The 19,832-nt window shown below is 61.1% G+C and carries 18 protein-coding genes; 12 read left to right on the forward strand and 6 right to left on the reverse strand.

All coding sequences use genetic code 11. The annotated features are described in order from the left end of the window. The coding region (locus Q7C20_RS23655; protein ID WP_375070676.1) for a hypothetical protein at positions 1–245 on the forward strand (245 nt) is incomplete at its 5' end. Here the strand turns inward: Q7C20_RS23655 and Q7C20_RS23660 are convergent. Together Q7C20_RS23660 and Q7C20_RS23665 are read right to left on the reverse strand one after the other, a co-directional pair. Continuing rightward, entirely contained in the window at positions 201–1,676 is a 1,476-nt protein-coding gene (locus tag Q7C20_RS23660; protein WP_348060225.1) for an inorganic phosphate transporter, read from the reverse strand. The two genes, Q7C20_RS23655 and Q7C20_RS23660, sit on opposite strands and share 45 nt — an antisense overlap. 324 nt (positions 1,677–2,000) lie before the next feature. Further along, a complete protein-coding gene (locus Q7C20_RS23665) occupies positions 2,001–2,201 on the reverse strand; it encodes a hypothetical protein (protein ID WP_003189295.1) in 201 nt (66 codons plus the stop codon). Positions 2,202–2,751: 550 nt separating this feature from the next. On the opposite strand from Q7C20_RS23665, the gene pcaR reads away from it, so the two are divergent. The 11 genes from pcaR (at position 2,752) to pcaC (ending at position 13,867) form a co-directional block, all read left to right on the forward strand. Next, positions 2,752–3,594 carry a pca regulon transcriptional regulator PcaR gene (gene pcaR, locus Q7C20_RS23670; protein ID WP_145162733.1) on the forward strand — a complete coding sequence of 281 codons (843 nt, stop codon included), beginning with the start codon at positions 2,752–2,754 and terminating at the stop codon, positions 3,592–3,594. A 147-nt stretch (positions 3,595–3,741) separates the two neighbouring features. Continuing rightward, on the forward strand, positions 3,742–5,082 hold the full coding sequence (locus Q7C20_RS23675; protein WP_375070679.1) for an MFS transporter: 1,341 nt from the start codon (positions 3,742–3,744) through the stop codon (positions 5,080–5,082). Between the two features lie 286 nt (positions 5,083–5,368). Continuing rightward, positions 5,369–6,226: a CoA transferase subunit A gene (locus Q7C20_RS23680; protein WP_375070681.1), complete on the forward strand. Its 858-nt coding sequence runs from the start codon at positions 5,369–5,371 to the stop codon at positions 6,224–6,226. Beyond that, positions 6,226–7,005 carry a CoA-transferase subunit beta gene (locus Q7C20_RS23685; RefSeq protein ID WP_375070682.1) on the forward strand — a complete coding sequence of 260 codons (780 nt, stop codon included), beginning with the start codon at positions 6,226–6,228 and terminating at the stop codon, positions 7,003–7,005. Before Q7C20_RS23680 ends, Q7C20_RS23685 begins: the two co-directional genes overlap by 1 nt. Then, complete coding sequence (gene pcaF / locus Q7C20_RS23690; RefSeq protein ID WP_375070732.1) at positions 7,002–8,204, forward strand: 3-oxoadipyl-CoA thiolase; 1,203 nt, start codon at positions 7,002–7,004, stop codon at positions 8,202–8,204. Before Q7C20_RS23685 ends, pcaF begins: the two co-directional genes overlap by 4 nt. A gap of 17 nt (positions 8,205–8,221) precedes the next feature. Further along, positions 8,222–8,926: a protocatechuate 3,4-dioxygenase subunit beta gene (gene pcaH / locus Q7C20_RS23695; RefSeq protein WP_375070684.1), complete on the forward strand. Its 705-nt coding sequence runs from the start codon at positions 8,222–8,224 to the stop codon at positions 8,924–8,926. Position 8,927: 1 nt separating this feature from the next. Continuing rightward, positions 8,928–9,494 (forward strand): protocatechuate 3,4-dioxygenase subunit alpha, encoded by a 567-nt coding sequence (pcaG, locus tag Q7C20_RS23700; protein WP_375070686.1) that lies wholly within the window; start codon positions 8,928–8,930, stop codon positions 9,492–9,494. 186 nt (positions 9,495–9,680) lie between these two features. Then, complete coding sequence (locus tag Q7C20_RS23705) at positions 9,681–10,973, forward strand: MFS family transporter (RefSeq protein WP_375070688.1); 1,293 nt, start codon at positions 9,681–9,683, stop codon at positions 10,971–10,973. Between the two features lie 10 nt (positions 10,974–10,983). Then, positions 10,984–12,348 carry a 3-carboxy-cis,cis-muconate cycloisomerase gene (locus Q7C20_RS23710; protein WP_375070689.1) on the forward strand — a complete coding sequence of 455 codons (1,365 nt, stop codon included), beginning with the start codon at positions 10,984–10,986 and terminating at the stop codon, positions 12,346–12,348. Between the two features lie 10 nt (positions 12,349–12,358). Beyond that, entirely contained in the window at positions 12,359–13,150 is a 792-nt protein-coding gene (gene pcaD, locus Q7C20_RS23715) for a 3-oxoadipate enol-lactonase (protein ID WP_375070691.1), read from the forward strand. 324 nt (positions 13,151–13,474) lie between these two features. Further along, the gene (gene pcaC / locus Q7C20_RS23720; RefSeq protein WP_060753777.1) at positions 13,475–13,867 is read left to right on the forward strand and encodes a 4-carboxymuconolactone decarboxylase; all 393 of its coding nucleotides are present in this window, start codon (positions 13,475–13,477) and stop codon (positions 13,865–13,867) included. Positions 13,868–13,897: 30 nt separating this feature from the next. Here pcaC and Q7C20_RS23725 read toward each other — a convergent pair whose 3' ends face one another. The 4 genes from Q7C20_RS23725 to Q7C20_RS23740 all read right to left on the reverse strand — a co-directional run bounded on the left by Q7C20_RS23725 (position 13,898) and on the right by Q7C20_RS23740 (position 19,598). Further along, positions 13,898–14,797, reverse strand: a complete 900-nt coding sequence (locus Q7C20_RS23725; protein ID WP_375070693.1) for a polysaccharide deacetylase family protein — start codon at positions 14,795–14,797, stop codon at positions 13,898–13,900. An 83-nt stretch (positions 14,798–14,880) separates the two neighbouring features. Next, on the reverse strand, positions 14,881–16,131 hold the full coding sequence (locus Q7C20_RS23730) for an OprD family porin (protein ID WP_375070695.1): 1,251 nt from the start codon (positions 16,129–16,131) through the stop codon (positions 14,881–14,883). A gap of 153 nt (positions 16,132–16,284) precedes the next feature. Continuing rightward, complete coding sequence (locus Q7C20_RS23735; RefSeq protein ID WP_375070697.1) at positions 16,285–17,889, reverse strand: J domain-containing protein; 1,605 nt, start codon at positions 17,887–17,889, stop codon at positions 16,285–16,287. An 11-nt stretch (positions 17,890–17,900) separates the two neighbouring features. Beyond that, a complete protein-coding gene (locus Q7C20_RS23740; RefSeq protein WP_375070698.1) occupies positions 17,901–19,598 on the reverse strand; it encodes a molecular chaperone HscC in 1,698 nt (565 codons plus the stop codon). Positions 19,599–19,832 lie beyond the last annotated feature (234 nt).

The following is a 19,832-nucleotide window of genomic DNA, read 5'->3' on the forward strand; positions in this document are numbered from 1 at the left end:
GCGGGGCAAGCCCGCTCGCCACAGGGATAGTGTTCGCCCTTTCAGACAGATTCCCAAAGACCTTGAAAGGGCTGGCTATAAAAGCGGAACCCATCTCAGCCGTTACCGCAGCAACGGATATGTACACAAACCCCAAAGCCCCAAAAAGCAAAAAAGGCGCAACCCTCACGGATCACGCCTCCTTCAAAACCAACAAGCTATCAGCTACCCAACGCCTTGGAAGCCAGCCAAAACAACCCGGCTGACAGCCCGACGGTCGCCGGCAAGGTCAACACCCAAGCCATCAGAATGGTCTTCACCGTCCCGCCCTGCAGGCCGCTTTTGTTCGCAACCATGGTCCCGGCAACACCGGAAGACAGCACGTGGGTCGTGGACACCGGCAGGCTGAAGATGTTGGCCAGGCCAATCATGCTGGCGGTGGTAATCTGCGCCGACATGCCCTGGGCATAGGTCATGCCCTGCTTGCCAATCTTCTCACCAATGGTCAGTACCACACGCTTCCAGCCCACCATGGTGCCCAGGCCCAGGGCCAGTGCCACCGCGAGGATCACCCAGAACGGTGCATATTCGGTGGTGGCGGTCAGGTCTTTGCGCAGCTTGTCCAGGTCGGCCTTGTCACGCGCGGGCAGGTTCGGCAGCTTGCCGACCTTCTTCGCGGTGTCGTCCAGGCAGAGCAGGTAGCGGCGCACTTCAATGCGGTGCTCGGCGGTCAGCGAATGGTAGTCGGAGACACCTTTCAACGTCCCCAGCAGCGCGCTGATGGTGGGCTCGGTCTGCTGCGGGTTGCACTGGAACTTGCCGGGCAGGTCGTCCTTCACGCTTTTACCCAAGGCGAGGAACTCACCGAGGGTTTCATGATTGCGCTGGTAGAACTGGCTTAAGTGCGAGGTCGCGTCGCGGGTACGCTCGATCTGGTAAGTGGTGCTGCCCAGGTCGAGTACGAACTGCGCCGGCACGATGCCGATCAGCACGAGCATGATCAGGCCGATACCTTTCTGACCGTCATTGGAGCCGTGCACGAAGCTTACGGCCATGGCGGAAATCACCAGCACCAGGCGGTTCCAGAACGGCGGGTGCTTCTTGTCGTCGAGCTTGCGGCGCTGATCCGGCGTCTTGTGCATCTTCGACAGCGGGCGCCACCATTTCAGACCAAGCAGCACCAGGGCTGCGACCACAAAACCGGCCATCGGCGAGAACACCAGGGACGCGCCGATATCGATCGCTTTCTGCCAGTTCACACCGTCAGCCAGCGGGATGTCGTTGATCAAGGCATTGGCCAGGCCGACACCGAGGATCGAGCCGATCAGGGTGTGGGAGCTGGACGCCGGGATACCGAAGTACCAGGTGCCCAGGTTCCATGTGATCGCGGCGGCCAACAACGAGAAGACCATCGCCAGACCATGGCCGGTGTTCACATTGATCAGCAGCTCAACCGGCAGCAAGTGCACGATGGCGTAGGCGACACCCACACCACCGAGCAACACGCCGAGGAAGTTGAACACCCCGGAGAAGAACACGGCCAGATGTGGCGGCATGGCTTTGGTATAGATGACTGTGGCCACCGCGTTAGCGGTGTCATGAAAGCCATTGATGAACTCGAAGGCGAGGACAAAGGCCAGGGCGAGCAACAGGCTCACGAGAACCCAAGCATCCAGTCCGCTGAATAAATCGATCATGAAGGTTTTCTGACCCGGTCGTAAGGGGGCGCGATTATGCCAGAAAACCTCGGTAATCGATGCACTAGCTGTTGATCGGTAACAATCTTCATTGGAAAAAATCGACGCACGGGCGCGCATCCCAAGGTTTTAGGGGCTTTGGCAAGTCTTTGATTTATAAAGCGCGAGGCTGAAAATGACAATTTTCGTCATCCAACTGTCATGCCTGAAACATTTGTACGAAATTTTGCTGGAGGCGATCAGGCACCTGTCATGAATCAGGCTGCCCACCACTGGCAATGCGCCAGCAGTGGTGGCAAAACCATGAAGCTCAAACCCAAGCGTTTATGGTTCTTCGGTTTTGAGTTCCTGTTCAATCTTTTGGATTTCCTGGGCAAATGCCTGATCCAGCAAACTGGCGCGTTTGCGCCATGGTTTGCGCTCCGGCTCAGGCTGGGCGGCGTAGGTGGTGACTTCCCCGCCGTAAACGTCCTTGTAACGTTGCTCCTGGCGCTCAAGTTCCGCGCGCAGTTCGTCTTTCGTCACAGTGTTACCTAATTAAGTTGAGTGTATTTAATGTGCAGCGTCACGCCTGAAAATCGTGCTCGGGTTATTTCAAGTTGAACAATGCAACCGTTCAAGTTTGAAAGCGGGCACACGGTAATTCGTTTAAGCCGATACGTATAACTGGCGATGCTCGCACCTCGCAACGCCTGGCGAGCTCCAATCCCGGCAGGAATACCGGGCTGACCTCTGCACTGGGCTCATTATAGCGGCGCGTTTGAATAACACTATCACCGTGAAGTTAAAAAGCGTCAACGTTGTATGAGGGTTTTGTTACATGCGCGCGTCAGTTTTCGTCAATCTTGCGTGTCATATAGTTCGCACTGTATCGACATAGCGGCATAAATTTATCCACTGTGTGAACTCGTCCATCGAGTGCCGGGTGGGGTCTGGCGGCGAAAATTGCGATAATCGAATGATCGTCCGATAATCGCCCAATGTTGCCAGGGCTGCCTTGTGCATCCCGTCCGGCGCGGCTTGTAATAGCGGCCAACCCTCCCAGCGGTTGAAAACAAGAAAAAGGACCCTTGAAATGAACGATCAATTGCGCAACTCCTTCGCGTCAGTGGCGCCGCCGATCGTGGCGTCACCGGCCAAGCGCATTCAGGCGTTTACCGGTGATCCGGATTTCATGACCTCCCTGGCTCGCGGCTTGGCCGTGGTGCAGGCGTTCCAGGAGCGCAAACGCCACCTGACCATCGCTCAGATCAGCCACCGCACGGAAATCCCCCGCGCCGCTGTGCGCCGTTGCTTGCACACCTTGATCAAACTCGGCTACGCCACCACAGACGGGCGAACCTATTCGCTGCTGCCTAAAGTGTTGACCCTGGGCCATGCCTATTTGTCGTCCACGCCGCTGGCGGTATCGGCCCAGCCCTACCTGGACCGCATGAGCGAGCAGCTGCATGAAGCCTGCAACATGGCGACCCTCGAAGGCGACGACATCCTTTATATCGCCCGTTCTGCCACCACCCAGCGTTTGATTTCCGTGGACCTGTCGGTGGGCGGCCGTTTGCCGGCGTATTGCACGTCCATGGGCCGCATCCTGCTCGCGGCGCTCGACGATGCGTCCCTCCAGGACTACCTCGATCACGCCGACCTGCAGACCAAGACCAGCCGCACCCTGACCACCCCCGACGCCTTGTTCGAATGCCTGCAACAAGTGCGTCAGCAAGGTTGGTGCATTGTCGACCAGGAACTGGAGCAGGGCCTGCGTTCCATCGCCGTGCCGGTCTACGACGCGTCGGGCCAGGTGTTGGCGGCGCTGAACGTGAGCACCCACGCCGGGCGGGTCAGCCGCAGCGAACTGGAACAGCGTTTCCTGCCGAGCATGCTCAGTGCCAGCCGTGAGCTGAGTGCTCAGCTATTTGCCTAAGTGTTCGGTGACCGCACAGTTACCCGCCGGGTGAATTGACGGGGTTTGCCCTGGCTTATTAATGTGCGGCAGCGCTCTCAACGCTGCCCCCAATAATAATGACGGCCACAGGTCGCCAGCCCGCCCATCGGTGTGGAAATAACAATAATGAATCAGCCTTCTCTCGGTACGAACCTGGACGTGCAGTCCTTCATCAACACCCAGCCACTGTCACGCTATCAGTGGCGCGTGGTGATCCTGTGTTTCCTGATTGTGTTCCTTGATGGCCTCGACACGGCCGCCATGGGCTTTATTGCGCCGGCGCTGTCCCAGGATTGGGGCATTGACCGCGCCAGCCTCGGCCCAGTGATGAGCGCCGCGTTGATTGGCATGGTGTTCGGCGCGCTGGGCTCCGGCCCACTGGCCGACCGCTTCGGCCGCAAAGGGGTATTGGTCGGCGCGGTGCTGGTGTTCGGCGCTTTCAGCCTGGCCTCGGCCTACAGCGCCAACGTCGATCAATTGCTTGTACTGCGCTTTCTCACCGGGCTTGGCCTGGGCGCGGGAATGCCGAACGCCACCACGCTGCTCTCCGAATACACCCCGGAACGTCACAAGTCGCTGCTGGTGACGAGCATGTTCTGTGGCTTCAACCTCGGCATGGCCGGTGGCGGCTTTATCTCGGCCAAGCTGATCCCGGCATTCGGCTGGCATGCGCTGTTGATGATCGGCGGGATCCTGCCGTTGATCCTCGCGGCGGTGCTGATGGTGTGGCTGCCCGAGTCGGCGCGCTATCTGGTGGTGCGTAATCTCGGCACCGACAAAGTGCGCAAAACCCTGTCACCCATCGAGCCCAACCTCGTCGCCCAAGCCACCAGCTTCAGCGTGCCCGAGCAGAAAACCGTCAAGGCGCGCAACGTATTCGCGGTGATCTTCTCCGGCACCTACAGCGCCGGCACCTTGTTGTTGTGGCTCACCTACTTTATGGGCCTGGTGATTGTGTATTTGCTCACCAGTTGGCTGCCGACCCTGATGCGTGACAGCGGCGCGAGCATGGAGCAGGCCGCATTCATCGGCGCCTTGTTCCAGTTTGGTGGTGTGCTGAGCGCAGTCGGGGTGGGCTGGGCGATGGACCGGTTCAACCCCCACAAAGTCATCGGCACTTTCTACCTGTTGGCCGGGGTGTTTGCCTACGCGGTGGGGCAGAGCCTGGGCAATATCACCGTGCTGGCGACGTTGGTGTTGGTGGCCGGGATGTGCGTCAACGGCGCGCAATCGGCGATGCCGTCCCTGGCCGCGCGCTTTTACCCGACTCAGGGCCGCGCCACCGGCGTGTCGTGGATGCTTGGCATCGGCCGTTTCGGCGCGATTCTTGGCGCGTGGATGGGCGCGACCTTGCTTGGCCTGGGTTGGAACTTCGAGCAGGTGCTCACTGCGCTGGTGATCCCGGCCGCATTGGCTACCGCTGCGGTGCTGATCAAAGGCATGGTCAGCCACGCCGACGCCACCTGAGGGCCACCCGGTTCTGTTTGCTATAGAGCTTATGTGGGAGCGGGCTTGCTCGCGAAAGCGGTGGGTCAGTTAACTCATCTATAACTGACCCAAAGCATTCGCGAGCAAGCCCGCTCCCACATTGACCGAGGTGGGTTTGGGCCTAAGGTTAGCAAGGTAACAATCCGTTCGATAATCGAACGCTGTGTCGATTATCGGATTGTTCGGGCCTTATCCCCGGCTTAATCTTCAAGCACTTCGGCGCGACCCCAGCGTCTCTTTCGATCCATACCGGGAGCCCAACCCCATGGCTGAAATCCTTACCCTGCGAGATGCGGTAAAGCGCTTTGTGAACGACGGCGATACCGTCGCGCTCGAAGGCTTTACCCATTTGATCCCTACAGCGGCGGGGCATGAAATCATTCGTCAGGGCAAGAAAGACCTGACGCTGGTGCGTATGACGCCTGACCTGATCTACGACCAGTTGATCGGCGCCGGTTGCGCCCGCAAGTTGATTTTCTCCTGGGGCGGCAACCCCGGTGTGGGCTCCTTGCATCGCCTGCGCGACGCCGTTGAGAAGCAGTGGCCACAGCCGCTGGAGATTGAAGAACACAGCCACGCCGACCTGGCCAATGCCTACGTTGCGGGTGCTTCGGGCCTACCGTTCGCGGTGCTGCGTGCCTACGCCGGTTCCGATTTGCCCAAGGTCAACCCGCTGATCAAGACCGTGACCTGCCCGTTCACCGGCGAAGTGCTGGCAGCCGTGCCGTCGGTGCGCCCGGACGTCACCGTGATCCACGCACAAAAGGCCGACCGCAAGGGCAACGTTTTGCTCTGGGGCATTCTCGGCGTGCAGAAAGAAGCAGCCCTGGCGGCCAAGCGTTGCATCGTCACGGTTGAAGAAATCGTCGACGACTTGAACGCACCGATGAACAGCTGCGTGCTGCCGACCTGGGCCCTGACGGCGGTCTGTCATGTTCCTGGCGGTGCACATCCGTCCTACGCCCACGGCTACAACGAGCGCGATAACCGTTTCTATCAGGCGTGGGACCCAATCGCCCGCGACCGTGGGACCTTTACCGCCTGGATCGACAACTACATCCACGGCACTGCCGACTTCAGTGAATTTCAGGCCAGGCTGGCCACCGCGCAGGAGGCCCATTAATGACTTACTCGACCAATGAAATGATGACCGTCGCCGCCGCGCGCCGTCTCAAAAATGGCACCGTGTGTTTTGTCGGCATCGGCCTGCCCTCCAAGGCCGCCAACCTCGCACGCCTGACCTCGTCGCCCGACGTGGTGCTGATTTACGAGTCCGGCCCGATCGGCGCCAAGCCCTCGGTACTGCCGCTGTCGATCGGTGATGGCGAACTGGCTGAAACCGCTGACACCGTGGTGCCGACCGGTGAGATTTTTCGCTATTGGCTGCAAGGCGGGCGCATCGACGTCGGCTTTCTCGGCGCTGCCCAAGTCGACCGTTTTGGCAATATCAACACCACCGTGGTCGGTGACTACCACCAGCCCAAAGTGCGCCTGCCGGGTGCCGGTGGCGCGCCGGAAATTGCAGGTTCGGCCAAAAGCGTGCTGATCATCCTCAAGCAGTCGGCACGCTCGTTCGTCGACAAGCTGGATTTCATCACCTCGGTCGGTCACGGCGAAGGCGGCGATTCACGCAAGCGTCTGGGCCTGCCAGGCGCCGGTCCGGTGGGCATTATTACCGACCTGTGCACCATGGAACCGGAAGAGGGCACCCATGAATTCGTGGTCACCGCACTGCACCCGGGCGTGACCCGTGAGCAAGTCGTCGCGGCTACCGGCTGGGCGATCCGTTTTGCGGATCAGGTCGCCACCACTGCCGAACCCACCGAGGTAGAACTGACCGCCCTGCGTGATCTTGAAGCACGCACCGCTGCCGCCCACGGCCAAGCGCCGGGAGAAGCCTGATGCGTGACGTGTTTATCTGCGATGCCATTCGCACCCCTATCGGCCGTTTCGGCGGTGGCCTGTCGACCGTGCGTGCCGATGACCTGGCTTCATTGCCGATCAAGGCGCTGATCGAGCGCAACCCATCAGTAGACTGGAGCGCAGTCGATGAGGTGTTCCTCGGCTGCGCCAACCAGGCCGGTGAAGACAACCGCAACGTCGCGCGCATGGCGCTGTTGCTCGCCGGCCTGCCGGAAAGCATTCCCGGCGTGACCCTCAACCGTTTGTGCGCCTCGGGCATGGACGCCATCGGCACGGCGTTTCGCGCCATTGCCAGCGGCGAAATGGAGCTGGCGATTGCTGGCGGCGTAGAGTCGATGTCCCGCGCGCCATTCGTGATGGGCAAGGCTGACGCGGCGTTTTCGCGAAACATGAAGCTGGAAGACACCACCATCGGCTGGCGTTTTATCAACCCGTTGATGAAAGCCCAGTATGGCGTGGATGCGATGCCGCAGACCGCCGACAACGTGGCCGACGACTACAACGTCTCACGCGCTGACCAGGACGCTTTCGCCCTGCGCAGCCAGCAACGCACGGCAGCGGCTCAGGCTGCCGGCTTCTTCGCTGAAGAGATCGTGCCGGTGCGGGTCGCCCATAAAAAAGGCGAGACCGTGGTGGAACACGATGAACATCCACGGGACACCAGCCTGGAAGCCCTGGCCAAACTCAAGCCGGTGAATGGTCCCGACAAGACGGTCACGGCGGGCAACGCCTCGGGCGTCAACGACGGTGCCGCCGCGCTGATCCTGGCCTCTGCCGAGGCGGTGAAAAAACACGGCCTGACTGCCCGCGCCCGCGTATTGGGCATGGCCAGTGCCGGTGTCGCCCCGCGTGTGATGGGCATTGGCCCGGTGCCCGCCGTGCGCAAACTGGTAGAGCGTCTGGGCCTGGCCGTCACCGACTTTGACGTGATCGAACTCAACGAAGCCTTCGCCAGCCAAGGCCTGGCGGTGCTGCGTGAACTCGGTATCGCCGACGATGCGCCGCAAGTCAATCCGAACGGCGGCGCCATCGCCCTCGGCCATCCGCTGGGCATGAGCGGCGCGCGGTTGGTATTGACGGCGTTGCACCAACTGGAAAAAACCGGCGGCCGCAAAGGCCTGGCGACTATGTGCGTGGGCGTCGGCCAAGGCCTGGCCCTGGCGATTGAACGCATCTAACAAGAGAGGATTGCTGCATGAGTGACAAGCCCGGTTATCGGCGCCCGCAAGCGGGCACTCAACCTGATTACCTGCACCCGGCCTATCAGTCGACGAACCTGCGTTCGCCGTCCCAGCCGTTGGTGTTTCTGCCCCATTCCTTATCGGAAATTACCGGCCCGACCATTGGCGCCGAGCGAGTAGGCGAGAAGGACAATGACCTGACGACTCAGCATGACGGCGAGCCTCAGGGCGAACGCATCATCATTCATGGCCGGGTGCTGGATGAAAATGCTCTACCGGTGCCGGGCATCCTCGTGGAAATCTGGCAGGCCAACGCCGCCGGCCGCTACAACCACAAGCGCGACCTGCACGACGCGCCGCTGGACCCGAATTTCACCGGCACCGGCCGCACCGTCACCGACGCCGAGGGCTGGTATCAATTCCAGACCATCAAGCCCGGCGCCTACCCGTGGGGCAACCACCACAACGCGTGGCGCCCGGCGCATATCCACTTCTCGCTGTTCGGCCCCAGTGTGCTGACGCGGTTGGTGACGCAGATGTATTTCCCTGGCGACCCGCTGCTCGAATACGACCCGATCTACAACTGCGTGCCCGACACCTCGGCCAAGCAACGCCTGATCGCCAGCTTCGACCTGGAAAAAACCATTCCTTCCTATGCCCTCGGCTACCGCTGGGACATCGTCCTGCGCGGCCGCGACGCCACGCCGATGGAGAAATGAGATGACACTCAACGCGACTACGTCCCACACCGTCGGGCCGTATTACCACATCGGCCTGACCTGGCTGAACCGCGAAGACCTGACCGTGCCCGCCACCCTTGGCGAGCGCGTGGCGATCAGTGGGCAAGTGGTGGATGGCAACGGTGATGTCGTCAACGACGCCATGCTCGAAGTCTGGCAAGCCAACGCCGCCGGCAAGTACGACCATCCTGAGGATGAGCAGGACAAAGCCGTAGACCCGAACTTCGAAGGCTTTGGCCGGGTGCCGGTGGACGCCGAAGGGCGGTTTCGCTTTACCACCATCAAGCCGGGCGCCGTGCCGGGGCTGAACGGTACGACGCAGGCGCCGCATTTGGTGGTGCTGGTGTTCGCCCGTGGGTTGGTGAAGCACTTGCTGACGCGGATTTATTTTGACGGGGAAGCGCTGAATGGGGACGACCCGTTGCTGGCGTGTGTGCCGGCCGAACGGCGTAGCACGTTGATTGCAGAGAGGGATGGGGCGGGTGTGTATCAGTGGAATGTGATTTTGCAGGGGACAGATAAGGAAACGGTGTTCTTCGATTATTGAGTTGGCTTGAGACCCTTCGCGAGCAAGCCCGCTCCCACATTTTGATCTGCGAATACGTTCAAATGTGGGAGGGGGCTTGCTCCCGATGAGGCCGGCTCAAACGACCCCTAGCCAAAAGTCTGCTTGCGGAACACGGATGTTGCAAAGTATGTCTAGGCTATAACCGTTCCCACTGAGTGAAAACACATGACAACAACGAGTCACTACACCGGAGAAGAACGCAGCAAACGGATTTTTGCGATTGTCGGTGCGTCCTCCGGCAACCTCGTCGAATGGTTCGACTTCTACGTCTACGCCTTCTGCGCCATCTACTTTGCCCCGGCCTTTTTCCCGTCTGACGACCCTACCGTCCAACTGCTCAACACTGCCGGCGTGTTCGCCGCCGGGTTCCTGATGCGGCCTATCGGCGGCTGGCTGTTTGGCCGGGTCGCCGACAAACACGGTCGCAAAAATTCGATGATGATCTCGGTGCTGATGATGTGCGCCGGCTCGCTGGTCATCGCCTTTTTGCCTACCTACAAAGACATCGGCGCCTGGGCCCCGGCCTTGCTGCTGGTGGCGCGGTTGTTTCAGGGGTTGTCGGTGGGTGGCGAGTACGGCACCACCGCGACCTACATGAGTGAAGTCGCGCTCAAGGGCCAGCGTGGTTTCTTTGCCTCGTTCCAGTACGTGACCCTGATCGGCGGGCAACTGCTGGCGGTGCTGGTGGTGGTGATTCTGCAACAACTGCTCACCGAAGAAGAATTACGCGCCTGGGGCTGGCGTATTCCGTTCGTGATCGGCGCCATCGCGGCGGTGATTTCCCTGCTGCTGCGTCGCACCCTCAAGGAAACCACCAGCAAGGAAATGCGTGAAGACAAGGACGCCGGCAGCATCGCTGCACTGTTTCGCGATCACAAAGCGGCGTTTATCACGGTGCTCGGCTACACCGCCGGCGGCTCGCTGATTTTCTACACATTCACCACATACATGCAGAAATACCTGGTGAACACCGCCGGCATGCACGCTAAGACCGCCAGCTACATCATGACAGGCGCGCTGTTCCTCTACATGTGCATGCAGCCGCTGTTCGGCATGCTGGCAGACAAGATCGGTCGCCGTAATTCCATGCTCTGGTTCGGCGCGTTGGGCACCCTGTGCACGGTACCGATTCTGTTGAGCCTGAAAACCGTGACCAGCCCGTTTCTGGCGTTTGTGTTAATCACCGTGGCCTTGGCTATTGTGAGCTTCTACACCTCGATCAGCGGCTTGGTGAAAGCCGAAATGTTCCCGCCACAAATACGCGCACTCGGCGTGGGCCTAGCCTATGCAGTGGCCAACGCGATTTTCGGCGGCTCGGCGGAATACGTAGCCCTGGGCTTGAAAACCATGGGCATGGAAAACGCCTTCTATTGGTACGTCACCGCAATGATGGCTGTGGCGTTCCTGTTCAGCTTGCGTCTGCCGAAGCAGGCGGCTTATTTGCACCACGATCTGTAAGGGATGAGTTATGACACTGCGCACGAGCAATCAACTGTTCGACGCTTACTTCACCGCTGACAGCATGGCCGAGGTGTTCTGCGACAGCGGGCGCCTGCAGGGCATGCTGGATTTTGAAGCCGGCCTGGCTCGGGCTCAGGCGAAGGTCGGGCTGATTCCGCAGGCCGCCGTCGCACCGATTGCCCAGGTCTGCCTGGCGTCACTGTACGACGTGGATGCCCTCGGCGTGGCGATTGCCACGGCGGGGAACTCGGCGATTCCGCTGGTGAAGGCGCTGGGCACGTTGATCGCCAGTGAAGACGCTGGCGCCGAACGGTATGTGCACCTGGGTGCGACCAGCCAGGATGTGATGGACACTGGGCTGGTCCTGCAATTGCGCAGTGCAGTGGCCTTGATCGAAGCGGATCTTGCGCAGTTGGGCGGGATTCTTGCGGCGCAAGCGCAGCGTTACGCGGGCGTGCCACTGGCCGGGCGTACCTGGTTGCAGCACGCAACGCCGGTCACGCTGGGGATGAAAATCGCCGGCTGGCTGGGGGCCGTGACGCGCAGTCGCCAACGTCTTGCCGAACTGAAACCGCGCCTGCTGGTGCTGCAATTCGGTGGTGCCTCCGGCACGCTGGCCGCGCTCGGCGAACAGGCAATGCCGGTGGCCGAAGCCTTGGCTGGCGAGTTGCAACTGAGTTTGCCCGAACAACCCTGGCACACCCAACGCGATCGTCTGGTCGAATTTGCCAGCGCCCTCGGCCTGATCGCCGGCAGCCTCGGCAAGCTTGGCCGCGACATCAGCCTGCTGATGCAGACCGAAGCGGCCGAAGTGTTCGAACCGTCCGCACCCGGCAAAGGCGGTTCCTCGACCATGCCGCACAAACGCAACCCGGTGGGCGCCGCCGTGCTGATCAGCGCCGCCACCCGCGTGCCGGGGTTAGTGGCGACCATGTTCAGCGCCATGCCTCAGGAGCACGAGCGCAGCCTGGGCCTGTGGCATGCCGAGTGGGAAACCCTGCCGGAAATTTGCCGGTTGGTGTCGGGTGCCTTGAAGCAGGCAGTGCTAGTGAGCGAAGGGTTGGAAGTCGACGCCGCACGCATGGCCCACAACCTGGATCTGACCCGTGGCCTGGTGCTGGCCGAAGCGGTCAGCATCGTGCTGGCTCAACGCTTGGGTCGCGAAACTGCGCACCATCTGCTGGAGCAATGCTGCAAACGTGCGGTCGCCGAGGGTCGCCATCTGCGCGCGGTATTGGTCGATGAACCGCGCGTCACTGCCGAGTTGTCGGCGGCTGAACTGGACCGCTTGCTCGACCCGGCCCAGTACCTGGGGCAGGCCCACACGTGGGTCACTCGCGCTGTCAGCGACCACTTCTCATTGAACGCATAAGGAGATTGCCGTGGCTTTTGTAAGACTCGCTGAGGGTGAACTGCATTATCAACTCGACGGCCCCGTCGATGCGCCGGTGCTGGTGCTGTCCAACTCGTTGGGCACCGACCTGCATATGTGGGACATCCAGATGCAGGCCTTCACCAGGCATTTCCGGGTGCTGCGTTTCGACACCCGTGGCCACGGCAAATCCCTGGTGACCGAAGGCCCTTACAGCATTGAGCAGTTGGGCCAAGACGTCATCGCTTTGCTTGATGCGTTGGAAATCCCCCGCGCGCATTTTTGCGGCCTGTCCATGGGCGGCCTGATTGGCCAGTGGTTGGGTATCCACGCGGGCGAGCGCTTGCGCCGCTTGGTGGTGTGCAATACCGCCGCCAAAATCGGCACGCCCGAGGTGTGGAACACGCGTATTGAGACGGTGTTGCGTGACGGCGCCGCAGCCATGGTCGCGCTGCGCGACGCTTCGATTGCGCGGTGGTTTACACCCGATTTTGCCGAGGCTCATCCCGACCAGGCCAGGCTGATCACCGACATGCTCGCCGCCACCTCGCCTGAGGGTTACGCCGCCAACTGCGCGGCGGTGCGTGATGCGGACTTGCGTGGGCAACTGGGTTCAATCAGCGTACCGACGCTGGTGATTGCCGGCAGTGAAGACGCGGTTACACCGCCTGCTGGCAGCCATTTTATCCAGACCCACGTGAGGGGCGCGGAGTACGCCGAGTTCTATGCGGCGCACTTGTCCAACGTCCAGGCCGGCGCTGCGTTCAGTGACCGCGTGCTGGAATTTTTGCTGGCCCGCTGAATCTGTGGCGGGTGAGGCTGATGGTGGTGAGTGGGCTAGTTGTGGCATGCAGGCTTTTTATGGCAAACGGGCTTGTTGTGGTGAGCAGGCTAGATATGGCAAGCGGGCTTGTTGTGGCGAGCGGGCTTGCCCCGCGTTGGGCTGCGAAGCAGCCCCAAAACCAGCGGACCAGTTTCATCTGGAAGAACGCGGTGACCAATCAGGGCCGCTTCGCAGCCCAACGCGGGGCAAGCCCGCTCGCCACAACGAGCCCGCTCGCCATATCTAGCCTGAATGCCACAACAATCCCGCTCACTCATCATTAACGCGAATTAGGAGTTTTTTGTGGACGAGAAACAACGTTACGCCGACGGCCTGCAGGTGCGTCGCGAAGTGCTGGGCGACGCGCATGTCGATCGTAGCCTGAATGCCTTGACCGAGTTCAACAGCGAGTTTCAGGAGATGATCACCCGTCATGCCTGGGGTGATATCTGGACCCGTCCGGGGCTGCCTCGGCATACCCGCAGCCTGATCACCATCGCCATGTTGATCGGCATGAACCGCAGCGAAGAACTCAAGCTGCACCTGCGCGCCGCCGCGAGCAATGGAGTAACCCGCGCCGAGATCAAGGAAGTGCTGATGCAGAGCGCGATCTACTGCGGAATTCCCGCCGCGAATGCGACGTTTCATCTGGCAGAGTCAGTGTGGGATGAACTGGGCGTCGAATCCCGGCAATGATGGTTGCCACGCGCAGCGTAGGGATGATCATCAGTGGGAATCTGCGTCCCACACCCAGTTCCACACGCCGGGCAAATGCACCTGTTCATTCACATCGTTAACCGTGCGCGCCAGCGCCGCGCGCTCAAGGGTGGCGTGGTCGGTGTAGAACGGCTCGGCGGCTGTTTTCATGCCGTTGATGCGCGCGCTGTCCATCAGGATCTGCAGGTATTCCTGCAGGTGCCGCGCGGTGTAGCGGTTGATGTCGTGGAAGGTCACTACCACCGGTATCACGCCGTCCACCGTCGGCAGTTCGCCCAAGGCAATGCGCTCGCGCACTACCGACAATTGCCGGTACAGGTTGGCGCGGCGGCGCGGGCTGCCATTGAAGCCCCAGATCTTGCCGTCATTGGCACTCAGGTCGGTCAACAACACCCGCATGCCGTGACGCGTGTAGGCGGCGAAGGTGCGTTTGTCGTAGTTCCAGAAGGGCGGGCGCACCAGCAAGGGCGAAGCGCCGGTGATTGACGCAATATCGGCGGCGCCCTGGGTGAGGGTGCTTTCCAGCTCGGCATCGTTCAGCCAACGGTGGTTGGTATGAAACGCGGTGGCGGTGTGAAAGCCCAGGATATGCCCGGCCGCGTATTCGCGCTCCATGGTCTTGCGACCCCGTGAACTGCCGCCGGAGCGAGAGGCCTCGGTCTGCACGAAGAACACCGCCTTGATGCCCGGCAATACCGGGTTGTTCGCCAGGTCAGCCACCACCGAGCGGCTCGGGTTGTTGTAGCCCGAGGCGCTGGGGCCATCATCAAAGGTCAGCAGGAATCGGATCGGCGCCTGCGCCTGCAAACGCTGTTCGGTCTGCGGCGTCAAGGCGATGGGCGCGCCGATGCAGCCGCTGAGGCTCAAAGCCAGGGCAAGCAGTGCACAGGTATTCGCGAAGGATTTCATGGTGGGCGCGGGCTCGAATGAAGGCCGCTGCTGGGCGGATCAGCAGCGGCAGGCGCGCACCATACCGCAAGTTCAGCGGCGGGTTACAGCAGGCTGATCGGGTAACTGACGATCAACCGGTTTTCATCAAACTCATTGTTGCTGTAGTCGCGCCGCATGCTCGAATTGCGCCAGCGCATGTTGAGGTTTTTGAGGGTGCCGCTCTGCACGGTGTAGCCCAATTCGCTCTCGCGTCCCCATTCCTTGCCGTCGGTAATCAAGCCTGTGTGCACGTTGCTGCCGCTGATGTAGCGGTTCATCAAGGTTAAGCCGGGCAAGCCCAGTACCACGAAGTTGAAGTCGTGGCGCACCTGCCAGGATTTCTCCCGGGCGTTGTCGTAGCTGGCGTTGTAGCTATCGTTGGCCAGCGTGCCTCCGCTGGTGCCATTGACGCGCATCCAGGCGCTGTTGCCGGTGAGTTTTTGCAGGCCGACGTAGAAGGTGTTGCCGCCGTATTTGGCCGAGAACAGGCCGGACCAGGTCGTGTTGTCCAACTCACCGGCGCGGGCACTGCCGTCATCCTTGCCATAGAAGAAGCCGAGGTTGGCGCCCAGGGTCCAGTCGCCCAGTGGTTGGCTGTGGATCACATTGACGAACTGCTGGCGGTAGATGTCTTTGAGCTGGGCATTCCAGACGCCGACCTGTGTGCGTTTGTCGTTGAAGGCGTACTCAGCACCCTGGAAGTTGAAGCGGTCGGAGGTGAAGGCGGTTTTACCGAACATCGACAGGTCCGTCATGCTGCTGTCGTCGCGCGGGCTGTTGGCGCGGAACTGGCCGCCGTAGAGGGTCAGGCCGTCGATTTCCTTTGACGTGATCTGCCCGCCGCGCAGGGTTTGCGGCAGGGAGCGGCCGTCGTCTGAACGCAGGATCGGCAGCACCGGCATCCACTCGCCGACTTTCAGCTCGGTCTTGGAGATCCGCGCCTTGAACGCCACACCCAGGCGCCCGAAGTTATCCGCCGGGCGCCCATCGCGGTCCAGTGGCAGCAACTGAGTGCCGCCGGTGCCGCGCCCGCCATCCAGCTTTTCGGAATACAACCCCAACACATCCAACCCAAAACCCACCGTGCCTTGGGTGAAGCCGGACTTGGCGTCGAGGATGAAACTCTGTGTCCACTCCTGCGCGCCGCCCTGGGTTTTGGACGGGTTTGTGTAATTGCGGTTGAAGAAGAAATTGCGCAGGTTGAGGTTGGCGCTGGCGTCTTCGAGAAAGCCGTGTTCTTCGGCGACGACTGGCAAGGCAAAACTGGCGACAGCAGTGGCCAGCAACAGCTGGCGCGGATGCAAAGTGCTCATGGCGAGGGACCTGTTGTTATTGGGGTTATGCAGGTGCCGGCCATGGTGCTTGGCGGTGTGGGGGCGATGAAAGTGGGGGAGTGCGGGTTGTGGGCGATGATCGAACGTAAGTTGGCGGGCCGCCCGATACGGGGCAGCCCGCCTGCGCGACGTTTACATTCGGTACTCTACCAGGCGGGTCAAAGGGAAGGTGGGCAGGTACAGTTGGCAGGCGAGGGTCACGACCACCATGACCACCAGAAAAGCCACTTGCAGCGGGCTCCAGTAACCCCAGTGCAGTCCGCAGACCCATGGCCATTTTTCGTTAAAGGATTCGCTGACCTCACCGATGCGACGGCTGGTGAACAGGTTGATCAGGATCATGCCCACGTAAGTCAGCATACCCATCAGGCCCAGCACGAAGCCGAACATCAACAGCATTCCTACCTGCGGAACACCGTGGCGCAGCACCAGCCAGTACTGGCGCGGGTTGAAACGTTTGGATAGCAGTCGCTCGCTTAGCCACAAATCGACGACGATCAGGTGCGCAGTGATGACTGCCCAGGCCTGGGTGACGCGTATGGCGATCACGGTGGGTAAAAACGTCATCAGCATGAAAATGATGAGCTCGACGGGGGCAGGGCTTTTTTTCAGGTGAATGGACGCCAGGGCAGTAGCGATGGCCAAGCCGCCCCATACCCTGCCCCAGGTTTGATCGCTGACCCTGCGTGGCAGGAACTTGCGCCAAAAAAACACATCGGGTTGAGGCAGACGATCGAGCAACGATGGATAGCGCCATGCGAATTTTTCGGACAATTGCTGGCACGCCTTCCATTGGTCGTCGCCAAACTTGGCGAGCAGACGAACCTGTTCGGTGGCAGACATGGGAGTTAGCAGCAACCGCGCAGGCAACGTGTCGGGCGAGTTGCGCGGTCCGTTCAGCGCCTTTTCCTGCAGGTTGGCGAAGAAGCTTTCCTGTTCGCAGCGAGACACCAGGCTGCGCCACATCCAGGCGGGTTCGGGGTACACGCCTTTCTGATCGTCCCAGCCAAATACCTGACACACGCGCTCAAACAACGGCACGCTCCATTGGGTGTCGTGAAGCAATTGCAGGAGCATGCGTTGCCATTGCTGTTGCAGGTCGAAGACCCGCAACCAGGGTTGAGTGTTGCAACGCGTGAGCTGGGTGACGAATTCGCGCTCGGCTTTTTGTTCCAGTAGCGCCTGCAACTCGCCTCGATATTGCTGGAGCAATTCCCCCGCCAGTGCTTCGTGCTGCCAGGGCGTCATCGACACCTGTTGCCAGGGTGTCAGCCATTCAAGATGTTGAACCGCCCATGCTGCAATCGCGCCGCGCTCGGCTGGTGTTTCAAAGCAATGGCGCAGCAGGGCGGCCTGGAACGCATCGGCGCAGTGCTGCTGTTGGGCCTGGGCCCAGCGTTCATCCAGATTGCTGGCGTTGAGGCCGCTGATCAGTGCTTGGGCCGGGTTCGGCGCGGGCGCGTCGAACGGCGCCGGGCTGACAGGGCGAACAACCATCTGTTCATCCAGGTTGTTGAGGTTGGCGCAGGCCTGATCGACGACTACGTCGTGCGCTTGCTCCTCGTCGTCCGCCCGCCAGCGCGCTTCGCTTAAGGCCTGCTCATAAGCTTCGCGCAGGCGCTGGAAACCCTCAGGGTCATCGTCCGGGCGGCAACTTTTCAGCAGTCGCGCATAGGTGCGTTTGATCGTGCGTTCGTCGACGTCGTCCGCCAGTTGCAACACTGTCCAACAGTCCATGTTGTGTTCCCTTAGTGCCAGAACCCGTTGTCGAGTTGCTCAAGTTGACGGGTGAGTTCGCTGCGGGCCTCGCGGATGCGCCGCTCGTCCTGGGTGTCGAGCACCAGCTGGAATTGTGCGGCCAAGTGCCCGAATCTTTCGCGCATCTCGCCCAGGCTTTCCTGGTAGAGGCGCTCGAGGCGGGCGGTCAATACGGTGTTGACCTGCTGGTCGCGCGGGTGAACCTTCAACAGCGCCAAGGCTTGCAGACGTTGTTGAATTTCCTCCGGGCTCAGCACGCCAGGGTTGTTCTCGATCACCAGTGAATGTTGCTCGCCGGTCAACGGGATGTTCACTTGGGCTTCGAGCAACCCGTTGTTGTCGTAGGTGAAGCGCACGTCCAGCGAAACTTCGCCGGCCTTGCGCTTGGGCACCGGAATTTCCAGTTGGCCCAACTCAATGTTGTCTTTCACCAGACGGCTTTCGCCCTGGTAGATTTTCAACAGCACGCGGGTCTGGTCGTCGGAAAGGGTGACCACGCTTTTGACCCGGCTCACAGGCACGCTGCTGTTGCGCTCGATCAGCGGCAGGTAATGGCCGCTTTCGATGTGGCCGCCGTACTGGTTGGCGGTTTCGATGCCCAGGGTGTAGGGGCACACGTCGGTCAGCACTACTTCTTCCAGCGCCGCCGAACGAGCCTTGAGCGCGGCCTGGATGGCGGCGCCGTGGGCGACGACTTGGTCCGGGTCGAGGCTGATAGAGGGGAAACGCCCGAACAAGCCAGCGGCGAGTTTGCGCACCAGCGGCATGCGCGTGGTACCGCCCACCAGCAGGATTTCATCAAGGTCACCCACGCGAATCCGCGCATCGCGCAGGGCGCGTTCGATCGGCGCGCGCAGGCGTTCCAGCAATGGCGTGTAGAGCTTGACCATGTCCTGCTGGGTGATGGTTGTTACCCATTGCTGGCCGTCGACGCGCAAGGCGAACTCGGCGCTGTCGTCCTGGCCCACGGCTTTGCGCACACGCTCGGCTTCGCGGCGCAGGGCTTGCAGCACGCTGCTGGTGGGCGGGAAACCCTGGACGTTGCGCTGGCTGTCGACGAAGTGTTCGAGCAGCAAGGTGTCGAAGTCTTCGCCACCGAGGAAGTTATCGCCGGCGCTGGCGCGCACTTCCATGACCCCGTCGAACAGCTCGATGATCGACACATCAAAGGTGCCGCCGCCGAGGTCGAACACCAAAAACGAGGTCTCCTTGTCGCGCTGGTGCAGCCCGTAGGCCAGCGCAGCAGCGGTGGGCTCGTTGATCAGTTTTTCGACGTTGAGCCCCGCCAGCTCACCAGCAATGCGCGTGGCTTTGCGTTGGCCGTCGCTGAAGTAAGCGGGCACGCTGATCACCGCTTCGGTGACGGTCTGGCCGTAGGTGCGCTCGATGTCTTCTTTCAGGCTTTTGAGCACCAGTGCCGAAAGCTCTTCGGGGCGAAACGAACGGTCGCCGAGACGCACTTCCGTGGCGCTGCCCATGTAGCGCTTGAACAGCGAGGTGGTCAGGTGCGGGTGGGTGTGCAAGCGTTCCTTGGCGGCTTGGCCGACCAGCACGCGGCCTTGATCATCCAGGCCGACTACGCTTGGGGTCAGCAACTGGCCAAGGGCATTGGGCACCAATTCCGTGGCATCGCCGCGCCAGACAGCCGCGAGGCTGTTGGTAGTGCCCAGGTCGATTCCTACGATCATGACGACAAGCTCCCTTTGTGGTTTGTAAGAATCTGTTACTAATTTTAGCCTGAAAGGTTGAAGGGAAGGCAAGGTTTGGGGGCGCGGGAATTGCTGGGTACGTATCCGTTGCTGCGGTAGCGGCGGCTTTGGGTTCAGCGCCTACAGCCAGCCCTTTCAAGGTCTTTAGGCAGAACAGACGATAAGTACCCCGTGGCGAGCGGGCTTGCCCCGCGTTGGGTTGCGCAGCGACCC

This window comes from Pseudomonas sp. AMR01, assembly GCF_041946035.1.
Taxonomy (GTDB): Bacteria; Pseudomonadota; Gammaproteobacteria; order Pseudomonadales; family Pseudomonadaceae; genus Aquipseudomonas; species Aquipseudomonas antarctica_B.

Bases quoted from the DNA above. Each gene is read 5' to 3' on its own strand.
- Q7C20_RS23660 (WP_348060225.1), bottom strand. From the start codon at position 1,676: ATGATCGATTTATTCAGCGGACTGGATGCTTGGGTTCTCGTGAGCCTG.
- pcaR (WP_145162733.1), top strand. From the start codon at position 2,752: ATGAACGATCAATTGCGCAACTCCTTCGCGTCAGTGGCGCCGCCGATC.
- Q7C20_RS23675 (WP_375070679.1), top strand. From the start codon at position 3,742: ATGAATCAGCCTTCTCTCGGTACGAACCTGGACGTGCAGTCCTTCATC.
- Q7C20_RS23680 (WP_375070681.1), top strand. From the start codon at position 5,369: ATGGCTGAAATCCTTACCCTGCGAGATGCGGTAAAGCGCTTTGTGAAC.
- Q7C20_RS23685 (WP_375070682.1), top strand. From the start codon at position 6,226: ATGACTTACTCGACCAATGAAATGATGACCGTCGCCGCCGCGCGCCGT.
- pcaH (WP_375070684.1), top strand. From the start codon at position 8,222: ATGAGTGACAAGCCCGGTTATCGGCGCCCGCAAGCGGGCACTCAACCT.
- pcaG (WP_375070686.1), top strand. From the start codon at position 8,928: ATGACACTCAACGCGACTACGTCCCACACCGTCGGGCCGTATTACCAC.
- Q7C20_RS23705 (WP_375070688.1), top strand. From the start codon at position 9,681: ATGACAACAACGAGTCACTACACCGGAGAAGAACGCAGCAAACGGATT.
- Q7C20_RS23710 (WP_375070689.1), top strand. From the start codon at position 10,984: ATGACACTGCGCACGAGCAATCAACTGTTCGACGCTTACTTCACCGCT.
- Q7C20_RS23725 (WP_375070693.1), bottom strand. From the start codon at position 14,797: ATGAAATCCTTCGCGAATACCTGTGCACTGCTTGCCCTGGCTTTGAGC.
- Q7C20_RS23730 (WP_375070695.1), bottom strand. From the start codon at position 16,131: ATGAGCACTTTGCATCCGCGCCAGCTGTTGCTGGCCACTGCTGTCGCC.
- Q7C20_RS23735 (WP_375070697.1), bottom strand. From the start codon at position 17,889: ATGGACTGTTGGACAGTGTTGCAACTGGCGGACGACGTCGACGAACGC.
- Q7C20_RS23740 (WP_375070698.1), bottom strand. From the start codon at position 19,598: ATGATCGTAGGAATCGACCTGGGCACTACCAACAGCCTCGCGGCTGTC.